General features: G+C 58.2%; 11 protein-coding genes. All 11 read left to right on the top strand.

Translation table 11 applies throughout. From position 1 onward, the window contains the following. The first annotated feature begins 75 nt into the window (after positions 1 to 75). Entirely contained in the window at positions 76 to 507 is a 432-nt protein-coding gene (locus VIH17_07765; GenBank protein HEY4683129.1) for a hypothetical protein, read from the top strand. After that, entirely contained in the window at positions 479 to 1,912 is a 1,434-nt protein-coding gene (locus VIH17_07760; protein HEY4683128.1) for a phage terminase large subunit, read from the top strand. Before VIH17_07765 ends, VIH17_07760 begins: the two co-directional genes overlap by 29 nt. After that, entirely contained in the window at positions 1,909 to 4,137 is a 2,229-nt protein-coding gene (locus VIH17_07755) for a glycosyl hydrolase family 28-related protein (protein ID HEY4683127.1), read from the top strand. Before VIH17_07760 ends, VIH17_07755 begins: the two co-directional genes overlap by 4 nt. Beyond that, a complete protein-coding gene (locus VIH17_07750) occupies positions 4,138 to 4,413 on the top strand; it encodes a hypothetical protein (GenBank protein HEY4683126.1) in 276 nt (91 codons plus the stop codon). Between the two features lie 70 nt (positions 4,414 to 4,483). Next, positions 4,484 to 6,736, top strand: a complete 2,253-nt coding sequence (locus VIH17_07745) for a hypothetical protein (protein ID HEY4683125.1) — start codon at positions 4,484 to 4,486, stop codon at positions 6,734 to 6,736. A 510-nt stretch (positions 6,737 to 7,246) separates the two neighbouring features. Continuing rightward, positions 7,247 to 8,080 carry a hypothetical protein gene (locus VIH17_07740; GenBank protein HEY4683124.1) on the top strand — a complete coding sequence of 278 codons (834 nt, stop codon included), beginning with the start codon at positions 7,247 to 7,249 and terminating at the stop codon, positions 8,078 to 8,080. Between the two features lie 107 nt (positions 8,081 to 8,187). Next, positions 8,188 to 9,420, top strand: a complete 1,233-nt coding sequence (locus VIH17_07735) for a hypothetical protein (protein ID HEY4683123.1) — start codon at positions 8,188 to 8,190, stop codon at positions 9,418 to 9,420. A 751-nt stretch (positions 9,421 to 10,171) separates the two neighbouring features. Next, positions 10,172 to 10,828: a hypothetical protein gene (locus tag VIH17_07730; GenBank protein ID HEY4683122.1), complete on the top strand. Its 657-nt coding sequence runs from the start codon at positions 10,172 to 10,174 to the stop codon at positions 10,826 to 10,828. After that, positions 10,821 to 11,468 carry a hypothetical protein gene (locus VIH17_07725; GenBank protein HEY4683121.1) on the top strand — a complete coding sequence of 216 codons (648 nt, stop codon included), beginning with the start codon at positions 10,821 to 10,823 and terminating at the stop codon, positions 11,466 to 11,468. The genes VIH17_07730 and VIH17_07725 overlap by 8 nt, the downstream gene beginning before the upstream one ends. Positions 11,469 to 11,594: 126 nt before the next feature. After that, the gene (locus VIH17_07720) at positions 11,595 to 11,948 is read left to right on the top strand and encodes a hypothetical protein (protein HEY4683120.1); all 354 of its coding nucleotides are present in this window, start codon (positions 11,595 to 11,597) and stop codon (positions 11,946 to 11,948) included. Between the two features lie 349 nt (positions 11,949 to 12,297). Further along, positions 12,298 to 13,917 (top strand): hypothetical protein (locus VIH17_07715; GenBank protein ID HEY4683119.1); only part of this gene is annotated, 1,620 nt, incomplete at its 3' end.

Here is a 13,917-nt window from a genome sequence, read left to right as displayed (position 1 = left end):
CGGACACCAGCCAAGCACGGAGGAGGATGTGGTGCGGCCGGCTGAATCGGGTGGCGGAAAGTCCTGGGAGGGGGATTGAGGACAAAGAGAGAGCAAAGCGACCGGAAGGCGGCGGGAACGCGGGCGAGGCGCAAGAAGTTCTATCCGACACGAGCGATGCAGGCCTTTTTGGAGGCAGCGCTCGACCCGGACGTTCCCACGACGATTGCAGCAACGGCGAGGGCAGCGGGAGTGCATCCGAGCAACTGGCGGCTCTGGAAAGGAGCGGGAGCTTTTTCCCGATGGTTCCAGAGGGAATGGCAGGAAGGCAGCGGCGGTCTGGTGTGGATCCTGGACAAGATCGGGATCGAAAAGGCACGCAAGGACTTTCGATACTGGGATGCGATGCAGCGGAAGTACGGCGGTGAAGGCCAGGGCTTGGGCGGGTCGGGGTTCTATGTGGTCGTCCGGGCGCCGAGGCCGAAGCGGGACGAGGCACGTGCTGCTGCGGGGCAAGAGAGCGATTGAGCTAGGCTACCATGCCACAGCGAAACAGGGGCGTTTCCATGCAAGCAGGGCACCGTATCGGCTCTATGGTGGAGCGGCGGGAGGCGGAAAATCGGAAGCCATCCTGTTTGAAGCGGTGATGCAATGCCTGGAACATGCTGGCATACGAGGATTGGTCCTGCGGCGAACTTTTCCCGAGCTTGAGCGTTCGCTGATTCAACGGGCGCTCGAAAAGATACCGCGAGAAATCTATCAGTACAATACGGCGAAGCACATCATGACGTTTCCGAATGGGTCGGTGCTTGAGTTTGGATTCTCGGAATGCGATGTGGACGTGATCCGGTTCCAATCGGCTGAGTATGGCTTCATCGGGTTTGACGAGTTGACGCACTTCACCGAATACCAGTGGCGGTATCTCAAGTCGCGGTGCCGGTCGGTGATCAAAGGGGTCTTCCCCAATATGTTTGCAGGGACGAACCCAGGCAACCGGGGCCACGCCTGGGTGAAAAGGCTATGGATCGAGAAGCAGTTGAACCCGGAGGAGCAAGAAGCTGGGGAAAGGGCGAGGGATTACGATTTCATTCCTGCGAAGGTGCGCGACAATCCATACCTAGTCGAAAACGATCCTGGCTACTTGAACCGCCTTGCGAGTTTGCCGCCAGCGGTGCGACGTGCGCTGCTCGAAGGCGATTGGGATCTGTTTGAGGGGCAGGTGTTCACGGAGTTTCGGAAAGAGATTCATGTTGTGCCGAGTGGCGAGTACCGGGTGCCGAGTCTCGGAGCATGGTGGCCGAGGTGGAGAGCGATTGACTGGGGATACACCCAGCCGGCATGTTGCCTTTGGTTCTGCCGCGAGCCGAAAGGCCGAACCTATGTTTACCGCGAACTTTACAAGACGGGGATGCTGGTGAGTGAGTTCGCCAAACGGGTCAAGGAAATGGACGGTGGCGAGCAGATCGAGACCTGCTATCTCGATCCAGCGTGCTGGCAAAAGAGCGGCGCTGTCGAGCAATCTATCTCGGAGCAATTTGCTGAGCATTTCTCTGTTCAGCCGGCAGATAACGATCGGCTAGGTGGAAAACAGCTAGTGCATGAAATGCTGCGCGTCGGGTGCCGAGTGCCGGGTGCCGAGTCAGGCCGGGGGCTGCAAATCTTTGAGAATTGCACGAACCTCATCCGAACCCTGCCGCAGTTAGTTTACGATACCGTGAAAGTTGAGGACGTAGATTCGGACGGCGAGGACCACGCCTACGATGCGCTGCGGTACGGGTTGAAGAGTGCCCATCAGCGGGAGGCAGAGAAGCCGTACTCGCTCCGAGCAGCGGAGTTCATCGCCGGAGCAGAGGATCCGACGGTGGTGGCGATGCGCATGAGGAAGTTTGAGGCCCATGAGCAGCGAGCGGCGAGACCGGTGAGGTGGAGATGAGAACAGAAGCGACCAGTGACACTTCGTCCCGCCCCGGCGGGATTGGGGCAAGCCAGCGACCAGCAACCAGAGTGGAAACTCGAAAATCGAGAATCGAAAGTCGAAACTGGATCACCCATGCAGGACGAGTGCCGAGTTTCGTTTTTCGAGTTTCGATTTTCGGTCTTTTGGTCGTGATAGGCATGGGGAATCAGGTATTAGCCACGACGCTCACCGGCAGTTTCAGGAATGCGGATGGAAGCGCGGTGGCAAACGGACGGTTGCTGCTGCGGCTGAGAGTGCCGGCGGTGACGAAGACGAGCCCACAGCAGGTGGTGAATAACACGGTTGTCTGCTCGCTTGATGGGGCGGGGGCTATGAGCGGAGCATGCTCGGTCCAGGACAACGCCAACCTGACACCCACGGAATACTACGTCGCGACACTTTATGACTCGAACTCGAACCGGCTCTGGAGTCAAAACTGGTACATAACGGGCGCGAGCGTAGATGTGGGAACGCTTCAGCAAACGACCATTGGGATCAGTTTTCCGAATCCGGTGTTTCAGAGCACCACGTCGGCCCAATCAGTTCAATCGGCGATGACTTTCAGTGGGAATGTGACGTTCTCGAATCCCGTGTTGGTCAAGGCGCTCAACACCATCCGCTTTGCCGACCAGTTTGCTAATATCCAAGCAGCGATTACGGATGCAGGCGCAACGGGCGCGGTGATTATCCCGTCCAGCTATGCCGGCACGGACGCCTTCACCAATCCGAACAATATCCCGATTGTTGACTTACGGGGCGGAAGCTCGGCATATCGCGGCTTTATCTCCGTCAAGGATTTCGGAGCGAAGGGAGACGGGGTAACTGATGACACGGCAGCGATTCAGGCGGCAATCAACGCCGCGCCAATCAGCGGTACGGTCTATTTGCCCAAAGGAGACTACCTCATCAGCGGTGCGGGCAGCGAATGTTTGCTGATTCCCAAGCCAATTGCGTTCATCGGCAGTTTGGGTGGGACACTCAATTTTGGCTCTGTTCTTTTGGTCAAGAGCACCGTGGGGGCCTCGACCGATGTAATCCGGCTCACCGGAGATGCTAACGGGCACGACGGCATGTTTCTGTGGCGCTTTTCCGTGCAGAGTCAGTCTGGCACTCCCGCCCGGCACGTCATCAACATAGATACAACCAGCCAAGCTCTGTCCCGGCTACTTATTTCTCAGGTCTATCAGTGGGGAAATTTCGGCGGTCGCGGGATTGTCTCGACGAATCCTACTCTAGCAGATGGACTTTTTGTCTCGACTATTCAGGAATCTGTTATCAAGAATGGTATCCAGCTTCAACGCGCCGGAGACACGGTACGCATCTTGAACAACACGATTACAGGCGCGAATGCTGGCGTGGATGTGTCCTTCGTTCCGGGCTCTCTCATGTTGCTTATCGAGGGCAATAGCATCACAAACACAGGCGGGTTCATCAAGCTCGGCGATGCCCCGAAAAGTGTCCGCATTCTGAACAACGAGATGGAAGGAACCGTCTCGTTCACCGGCTCCAACGGGGCGGGTATTGATGTGGACGGCACCGTGACGAATCCAGGAACGAACGTTGAAATCGCGTTCAATACGATTCAGCCCGTGGCTGCCGGGATACATGGTGTGCGAGTCAATTTTGCAGAGCACACGCACATCCACAGCAATCTCTTTTCGCGTGGAGCAACTCCAGCGAAGCATATTACGACAACCGCAAACGCCCTCTATACCACGGTAGGCTGGAACCGATACGAGCCCACCGCCGACACGATTGCGGATATTCTCTCCGACGCCGGTACGAGCACGGCAATCACGCTTTATCCGCCGCACAGTACCGGGCAGTCCTTCGTCAAGGGAGATACCACGGTCAAGAGACTCAAGGCCGCCAACGGTACGGCGCTTGTTGCCGGGGACTTCGCCTTACATGCCAATTGGGGCACCGGCGCAACGGTGACGGCTGTCACGGGCACCGACCAAGCTACCCAGTTCACCGTCACCGCCGCTGGCACTCCAGCGGCTAACCCGACTGTCACGCTGACTTTCAAGGATGGCACCTGGACGAACGCACCAATCTGCCAGGCAAGCATGGTTGACGGCACGGGGACTTTCGTGCAGTTGAAGACGGTGCCCTCGGCGACAAACGTGGTGATTACCTACCAGGGCACGCCGGTTGCCGCCAGCGCTTACGTCATCGCCTATTCGTGTATCGGGAGATAAATGAGCTGGCTTGGAAAAGTTTTTCCCTATGTGGGTTTCTTGGAGCGGCGAGTGGAAGAGTTGCGCCTTACCAATCAGCGGCTTTTCGATCAGCTTTTGCGGGCGACAGGGAATGAGCCGATTTATGAGCAGCGACCCTTCGACTCCGCCCAGGGCAAGCCGGTGAAGACACGGCAGACGATGGAGGACTACCTGCGGCGGCTTGAGGCGGAGGAACAAAAGTTGCTGCAGGAGGAGATGGCCGCCCTGGCCAAAGAGAAGCTGGCGAGCAACTAGATATGCCCCGGTGGACGGCACTCCGGGCGGAGGCATTGATACCCTGAGGAGAGGGGGAGAAGATCTGGCAGTGAACGCATTGACTCCATTCGAAAACATGGGGGGGCAAGTGGCGGAGGCCTCTTCGCCACACGACCTCGGGGTGACCTACGCGCCGGCAAGTGAGCCGAGCGAAAAGATACAAAGGGCGCTGGCGGAGCTGGTTCGGGAATATGAGATGGAATCCGACCAGGTGCGACGTCACTTTGTGCGGCGTTTCCGGGAGGCCGAGGAGTTCTGGAAAGGATTACAACACATCTACTGGTCGGAACGAGATTGGGCGTGGCACTCGCCCGGAGAATTTTCCGGGCAAATTGGTGGTGATGACAGGCCGCGGCACGATTCGGTGACGAACATCTTCCAGGCATTCGGGCTGTCGATCATTGCGGTGTTGAGCCAACGAATTCCATCGGTACGGTTTTTTCCGGTTTCGGCGCAATCCGAATCGGACATCGCGACGGCGAGGGCGGCGCTGGAGATCGCCCAACTGGTTGAACGGAATAACCAACTTCCACTGCTCGCGATCCGCGAGGCGTATCTGCTGTGGACGCAGGGAATGTTTGGGGGATACGTGCGGTATGTGACCGACCCGCGCTTTGGCAAGCGGCGTTTGCCGATTCTGGGAGCAGTCGAGATCAAGCTCTCGAAGGCGGGATATGAATGTCCAAAGTGTGTGAACCTGACGGAGGAAGAGTCCTTCCTCGGGATGTGCAAATATTGCGGGGAGAAGCTAACGCGGGAACGGTTTCGGCCAGCCGAAACAACCACCATTCCGACAGTAACGGGCTTCCGTGAGGTGGCCAACGGCCAGGAAGTGATCGACATCGTCGGGGCGCTGGAATTGAAGCTGCCACCCTACGCTTATGGGATGCACGACGCAGGGTACTTGATCTGGGCAGTGGAGAAGCATCGGGCAAGTTTGCGAGCGGCGTATCCAGAAAAGGCGGCGAAGATCGGTACGGCGGTGGGGCAAAGTGGCGAGGATGTCTACGAGCGGAGCGCACGGCTGTCCATTGCAAATAGGCGAGGTGGCGGGGGAAGCCAAGCGGATACGAATCTCATCACCTACAAACGATGCTGGCTCAGACCGTGGGCTTTTTGGGCGGTGGACGACGTGACGACACGCGAGGAACTGCTGGGGTTGTATCCTGATGGCTGCCATGTGGCATTTGCGGGCGACACCTTTCTGGACGCACGGAACGAGTCGATGGATGACTGCTGGCGACTGTGCCATGCCGTGCCGGGGGCCGGGATGTACACCGAGCCGATCGGGGGTTCACTGGTGTCAGTACAAAAGCGATTCAACACGATCGAAAACCTCAAGATGGAATGGATAGAGTACAACTCAGCCCCGCCCATCCTGGCTGACGCGGAAGTGTTGAACGTAAAAGCGATGGAAGGCCGGCGGATGGCGCCAGGGTCGCTCTACCCGGTCAAGGTGAAGGCGGGGCGAGCCATCAGCGATTCGATCTGGCAACCGAGATTTCCGTCTCTGGACCAATCTGTTTACGCGCACGGGCAGGAGCTGAGGAATCTGGGAGAATTCCTTACGGGAGCGTTTCCCTCGCTTTATGGCGGCGAACTCGATTCGAACACAACGGCGACAGGGTACGCCCTATCCCGAAATCAAGCGATGGGCAGGATTGGCCTCTATTGGCGACAAGTGAAGTACTTTCACGCGGCACTGATGTTGCTGGCAGTGGAAACGTTTCAAAAGAACCGAACGGAAGATGTGGAAATCGCGGTCATCGGGAAAACGAAAGATTTTGAGTCGAAGTTCATCCGGCTGGGAGACTTACGAGGAAGTGTGAGTGCATATCCGGAGAGCGACGAAGATTTTCCGGTGCTGTGGCAAGACATTCGGGCGACGGTGTTGCAGTTGCTAGGGTCGAATGACCCGAAGATCGCCGAAATTCTTGAACACCCTGACAACGCCAACTTTATCAAGAATGCGATCGGATTGACGCAAATCATTGTGCCGGAAGAGGGAAATCGTTCGAAGCAGTTTCGCGAAATCAAAGCCTTGTTGCCAGCGGCCCCGCTAATGGATGGGAAGAGTGGAGAAATAATGCCGACCATTCTGCCCGACGAATTTGCTGACGATCACAAGGTGCACATAGCCGTCTGCCGCGAATGGGCGGTTTCGGACGCGGGGATTGAAGCGCGATCCACGAATCCGGGTGGATACGCGAATGTGATTGCTCACGGGAGGCTGCACCAGAGGATTGCCGGAGCGCAAGCAGGGAGTGAGAGAGTACAGCAAGGCCAGGAAGCGGGAAGGTAGCGACCCGCATCTGCGATTTGCAGTTTCAGTTACCGGATAAAAGGGGAGCGGACTGCAGCCACGAGGGGCCCCGGAAGGGGCCCTTTGTATTGCAGGATGTGCGAGATGAGAGAAGCCACAGGCAAAAGGATGAGGCCGGTGACCTCAGCAAATGATGCAGGAGGGGTGGGAGAGGCGAAGGCTGGGAGCAACAGGCCGGCCGACATTGATCTCCTCAGCGATGCGGCTAATGACGAGGTAAGACAAGATCCGATGTGCAGCGCTGTCGGCGGAGAGCCGGAAAGGAGAAGCGAAGGCGAGGCGGCCTCGGAGAAGAGCCCAGCCACAAAGACGGCAGGGTGGGAAGCATCGGGTGCGGCTGGAGAGGGCGAGAAGCCAAGGACAGAGTCGAAAGCTAGTGACGAGGCTGAGGCGGTGGAGGGACCCGAATGGCTTCAATCATTGATCGCCGATCACCCCCGCGGAGCAGACCTGGCAGCGATTGTGGCCGCAGAGCGCAGTTTTCGAAAGGTGTTTCCAACATCAGAATCGGCCGAGTTTGCCCGCGAGCAAGCCGAGCATCTTGTGTTACTTGACCAGCTATTCTACAGCCAAGATCCTGAAGACGCAGCGAAGTTTGTAGCCAAGCTCAAGACTGAGGGCGGGAGTTCGTTCGAACAGGTCAACCGCGCCTGGGCAGACGAATTTCTGGAGGAGATAGGCAGCCGAGCGTACGGAAGCAACGATCAAGAGCTCTTGAAAGCGGTCGAAATGATCAGGGATCGTGTTGGGGGGCCCGACAAGCCACCGGCTGTCAATACCAGCAGCGAGAATCGAATTGTCAGGGGAAATCTTCGCCGACGCGAGGAGGAGTTGGAACGTCGGGAGCGCGAGTTAAGGCGCGAGGAGTTCATGCGTTTCTTCGGAGCCTGTGACCAAGCCTGCGAATCCACGATTCGGGAACGGATCGAGCAGTTAGTAGGAGCGGGGCATTTCAGCCCCAAGCAAAAGCAGGCAGCGGTACAGGAGATTTACGAAGGGCTCCGCGAGACATTGAGCGCGGACACGCTCTTCATGGGACGAATGGCTGCAGCGGTGCGAATGGGAAACCGAGGCGAAGGGCACCGAAGACAGGTTGTCGAGTTGTTCGTCGGTCGAGCCCGGCAGGCGGTGCCGGAAATCGCTCGCCGCGTTTTGTCAGAGTGGACACAACAGGTGTTAAACGAGGAGCAAAGCAGGGAAACGAAGCGGCGGAACACCGCGACGCGAGCTGAAGTTGGCGGCGGAGGGGAATCGCCGAAAGGTCGCGTCTTTCCTCGAGTCAACTACCGCAAAATGACCGATATGGATATTTTGAATTTGTGATCCCTGCCAACGGGTACCGATGCTATCGGAGCTGGCAGGTGTGATCAGTGACCCGTGATGCGAGGGTGGGATGAGAGAAGCAAAACGGGCAAAGGAGAAGACCAGAAATGGCGCTGAGCAACACGCAGACGGTGGCGCTGCAGCTCGAAAAGGTGCGGGAGAAGCTCCCGTTGCTTTACGAGCGCGACGACACCTTTTTCTCGATGATCCAAAAGCGGGATGTGGAGAAAGTGTCATCCCGCACGATGCGCGTTCCACTGCAGATCCGTCCAGGGGGGCGGCCGGGGTTTGCCAGCTTCGATGGCGGCGACCTGGGCCGGGGATCGGGCACGACCTACGACGTGGCGACCTTGACGCCGATTGGATTGCGCTTTGCGGTGGAAGTAACCAAGCTCGTCGAGTTCGCAACAAACGCAAGCGAGAAAGCCGTTGAGGACGCGACGAAGCGGGAAGTGGTCAATGCGATGAGAGAGTTCCGAACTCACCTGGACTGCTGGTTGCAAACAGCAGGAAACGGAGTGCTGGGGACGGTGCAATCGGTGTCGGGATCGGTGCTGACCCTTGCGGCAACGCCGTTCAAGAACCGACTTCTGCGGTTTGACCAAGTAGTTCAGATCTACGATCCCACGCTGACCACCAACCGAGGGGGCTCGAACATCACGGCCATTGACTACAATGCGGGAACCATCACACTGGCTTTCGTGCCGGGAGGCACGGCGGCGAACGACCTGGTGGCTGTGGACGGAGTCAGCGGGGCAAGCCCGACGTTTCTCTACGGGATTCCCTATCACCATTCAGACGCGGCCACCGGAACCTGGTTGGGGTTCAACCGGGCAACCACGCCCGAGGTAAGGGCGAACGCGGTGAACGCCGGCGGGGCCATGATGACTCTCCCGCCATTGCGCCTGGCAATCAACAAAATCCGACAGCGAGTGGGCTCGAACGTACTCGGGAAGTTGCGGGTGCACCTCCACCCAGCCCAAAAAGCGGCCTACGAGGAGCTGGCTATCGTGATCTCCGAGATCGAGAAGGGCGGAGGGAACGAGGATGTTGACCTGCTCTTCGGAAACGCGCGCATTGCCGGATTCCCGGTGATTGAAAACATCCATGCTGACCCCTCGCGGGTGGACTTCATCAACTTGGAAGCCTGGGGTCGGGCTGAAGCCAAGCCGATCGACTTCTACGAACTGGGCGGGCAGACGGTCTTCCCGGTGTATGGCGCATCGGGCGGACTGGCTGCATCGTATCTATTTTACTACGCGACCATGGTCCAGTTCTTTGTGGATGCCCCGGCAGCGGTGAGTTCAGTGACCAACCTAGCAGCACCGGCTGGATACTAGCGGAAGCCGTTGATACGTGAATGGTGATTGGCGGATGGGGTCCTAAACCCGGTTCGCCACTCACCATTTTCCTTTTTGAACATGAGTCAGATTCTGCACGAGTGGAACCGACGAGCCCCCAGGGAGCTCGAAAAGCGATTGGCCGAAACAGGGGGGCGAAATCGGTTTGCCGGGCCCAACTTTCGTATCGTTTGGTCAGAAGCACGAATGGAATGGCAGGGTGGCCGGTGGAATGACTTTGCTAAGGATGGGCGATGGATCCGTTCCGTCATCGCGACGCGAAGGGTGCCGCGATACGTGCCGTTTGTTGGATGGGTCATCGAAGCCTGGCAACCGCCAGAATACTACGGCTCGCCCGAGAATTGGGCCAGGCGATTCCGGGAGTGGGTGGGTGGGGTTGTCGTGGAAACCCTCGGGCCCTACCCGCAGGCGGGCGATTACGAGGAGATTTTCCGATTTCAGGGATCACTTACTCCGACAATCTGTGACGCCATTCTTCACCGGACGGCAGCAAGCAGGAGGCTCGGAGCCCAGCAACGAAGTGAGCTGGTCGAGCAGCGAGTTCAGCGACGGCTTCAACGCTGGGAGAGTTTTGCCGATGATGTTCTCCAGGATGCCCGACAGGCTTTTCCGGGACCGTTCATCGGCTACGGTGGCAGCAGGCGCCATTCCTCAGTTGGCTTTTGCGAAAGGGCCGGAGTTCGGTCACATCCGTTCTAGGCATTGAAGCCAGAGATGGTGGGAGAAAAGTATGGGTAAAGCGGTGGTGGTGAATATCAGCCCCTACCCGGTGGGGAAGCAGTTTGATTTTGGATATTTCGAAGTGCCCGGATGTCCTGCGTCGAGAGAATATTCCTCCATGGCGATTGAGGATCGACGCTCCATGAAGGATTACGGCGATGGCCGATATGAACCCATGAGGATCACAGGTGAGGAGATCGCGAGAGATCTGGCTGAAACGTGGAAGGAACACGGGGTTTTCGTCAGTTCCCAAGAGGTACCGACCGAGGAGGAAGTTGAGGCAGCGCGAGAGAGACGATTGGCATGGTATCGAGAGATCTACTCGGAAGCGGCTGACAGTTGGACCCGATACAAGCAGTACCGCATGATCAACGATCGACAACGCGATGCAGCAAGAGAGTTGCTGAAGGTGGGGGGCATTTCAGAACCTCCGGAATGGATGAAGGCGAGCGGCCATGAGACTGGCCACATGGGGTGTCCGGCCTGCGGCGGTGAGATTCGCGTTGGCGTGGCAGTGTGCCGACACTGTGGTGCCATTCTGGACGAAGCGAGAGCACAAACCTACCGACTGACGAGCGGGCCGAGGGTGGCACTAGATTCTCAAGCAGAAGAATCGGAGCCAAGGAAAGGGGAGAGCGTGGCGCGCCCAGGGAGGAATCGTGGCTGAGGTGTTCGCACAGGCCTTGAGTCATGCCAGGTCGTTGCTGAACGATGCTGAAGCGCGTGTTTTTACGGACGATGCGCTGCAGCCATTCGCCATGCTCGCGTACCGCAAAGTGATCGACGAAATTGCCTCGCACATGCTCAGCTTCAACGAAGCGGTGGCAACGGTGAGCTATGGGGCGGCGGCAACTCCGCCGATCGACCTTTCCACGCAGACCGGCTATCCGGCTGACATGTGGCAGCCGCTGATCTTGCGGGAACGGAAGGACGCAGCCGAGCAATGGACCGACATGACGAAGGTGGATCGGCTGCCAGCTCGAGATCCGGGCAAGACACTCGGCGAATGGGAATGGCGCGGCAATGTGATCTATGTGGTGGGGGCGACCGAGAACCGCCAGGTGGAGATCCGCTACGAGCAAGTCCCGGCGGAGCTGCTGGCGCCAACTGACGTACTGCGGGTGACCGGGGGCGAGCCAATCCTGGCCTTCTTGACCGCTGCCCAGGCGGCACGGATGCGCGGGATGGCGCAACTAGCTGCGGACTACTACTTGGAGGGCAGCGATCGGCTGGACACGCTGATTCGCCGAATGCTCCATGCTAGCCAGTACATCACTCGCAGGCCGCGACCCTTCGGCGACAGGTAGGGCACGGAATCAACGGAAGGGAATGAGTCTTGGCCAGTTCGCTTCCCCGCCTTGTGCGGATCTCCTGGCGAGATATCTTCCTACGCCCATAGGGGGCTCGGAAAACAGGTCTGAAAGGAGCAAGCAATGGCAATTGCGGTCACAGTTAGTGACAAATGGGATGATGGGAAGCGGCTGCACGTTATCGGCACGTTGGCTTTCTCGGGGAGCTATGCGACGGGCGGGGACACGCTCAGCTTTGCTGGTCTTGTACCAGCGAGCCGGGCACCATTGGTCGTTCGGGTGAGCGGTCAGGCTGGCTTTATCTACGAGGTGAACATTGGCAGCGGCATCGCTAACAGTTTTGTGTTGGTGCGCGGGCAGGAGCCGACCAACGCCACAGCCGGCGTGATTGCGCTCACACAGCTTGCTGCGGCGGCATACCCGGCGGGCGTGACGGGCGATACGGTAAGGTTTTACGCGATCTTTAAGCTGCTCTAAAGATCGAAACCCGAAAAGAGAAGATCGAAAATCCGGCTTGCGCCGCATTAGAGGGGCGACAATCAGGGCAAGGCTGCGAATCCTGCCTTTCAAATCGCCTGCCCGCGCATGGGGAAACCGGCACTACAGGCCAAACGCCGGACGGCGCATTAAGGTTTAGAGAATGTCTCTTGAGACGTTTGAGCCAATCATAATCGACCGTTTCGGCGGTCTGAATACGCTGCTTTCCTCAGCGGATTTGCCTGTCGGGGCGAGTCCTGATTGCAGAAACGTGAAGTTTAGTCCATCCGGGCTGGCGCAACGGGAAGGGCTGTCTGTCCCGTTTCCAGTGATTGGCGGGAATCCGACCGTGAACGGCCTCAAAAGCTATGTGAAGCTCGATGGGACACAGCGGCTATTGGTCTTTACCGGGGCGGGCGAGCTCTACAAAGAGAGCAGCGCAGGAGTGCTCAGCCTGATCAGCACGGTCCTCGGTGCCTCGCGCTACATGCACTCGACCACGATCTACAGCCGGGAGTACATGGCATTCTCGGACGGCAAGACGGGGCAGATTCAACCGCGGCATTTCGATGACACGAATTTGGACAAAGTTTCGGTTCCGGCGCCTACGTCTGCCCCCACCGTGGCCGATTCGGCCACAACGGGGACCGTCTGCGCCGGGGTACATAGCGTCGAAGTGATGTACCAGACTCGCTCAGGCTACATCACGAAGCCTGGGCCAACGGTTTCCTGGACGGCAGCGGGGTCAAAGAAGGCCAGCGTCACCAACATTCCCGTTTCACCCGATTCAGAAGTCACGAAGCGCATCCTGGCGTTCACGCTGGCGGGCGGAGCGAGCTACTACTACCTTTCCACGTTCATCATCAACGACAATACGACCACAAGCCTGACGGTTGACTTCACCGAGAACGCTCTGGCGGCAGGAACCAATGTGGACTCCTACGCTCGGAAGATCGTCCTGCCGAACATGGCTGGAGTGATTGACTACAACCGGAGGGTGTTCTTCTGGGGCGAGGCGGCATTTCCTTCGATTGTGCGGGCTTCCGAGGTGGACGACCCGGAGACGTTCTTCGGGGACACCGGTTTCTTTCAAGTAGCCGAGAACAACGGCCAGCGAGTGACAGCTTGTTTCCGCCTACGGAGCTTGCTCTACGTCCTCAAGGAACGGTCGCTCTACGTCACGCAAGATGACGGGATCAACCCGCCGTCCAAGTGGACTATCGAGGAAGTGGACAACAAGGTAGGGACGCCCTCGATTCATGGCGTGGCGGTGGGCGAGGAATGGGCGGTGATTGCTGGGCGTGCCGGGGTCTATCTCTTTGAAGGCAGCCGACCGCAGAAGATTTCCCAAGAGATTCAGCCGACCTGGGACACGATCAATTGGGATGTGGGGCATCTACTTTGGGTGGAAGTGGATGTGCAGGCGAAGCGCATCTACATCGCTGCGCCCACAGGAACAGCCACGAAGCCCACCGTGGTCTTTGTGCTCGATTACACGGAGGGATTTGGGGGCGACGAATCGAATCTTGAAGGCACGGCTGGCGCGGGTCGGAAATGGACGATCTGGGACATTGCCGCGAATTCGCTGGCACTGGTGGAGCGGCTCTCGCCGCAAGTCTCGCAGCTTTTCTTGGGGAACAATGCTAGAAATGGCAAGGTCTATCGGCTGGACGGGAACCAGTACAGCGACGACGGAGCGGCGATCAATTCGTACTACAGAACCGCCTTTCTGAGTGCGAGCAAGGGCATTGGGCAGCAACTCTTGGGCGGGTTGACGCTTCACGCATCAGGAATTGGACAACTAGCCCTGACAGCGTATGCAACCGATGATTCGGTGGCTGTCATCCTCGACCCGCCCATTGCCCTTTCGCAGACGCCGGATCGGGACTTGTACCGGCTGGCAAATCTCATCAACGAGCGGTTGAGCCTGAAGTTTGGAATGAACCAAGCTGGAACGTTCTGGAAGGCG

Source organism: Candidatus Acidiferrales bacterium (genome assembly GCA_036514995.1).
Taxonomy (GTDB): Bacteria; Acidobacteriota; Terriglobia; order Acidiferrales; family DATBWB01; genus DATBWB01.
The sequence above is the reverse complement of the archived record's forward strand: the minus strand, read 5'-3'. Positions and strand labels throughout refer to the sequence as shown.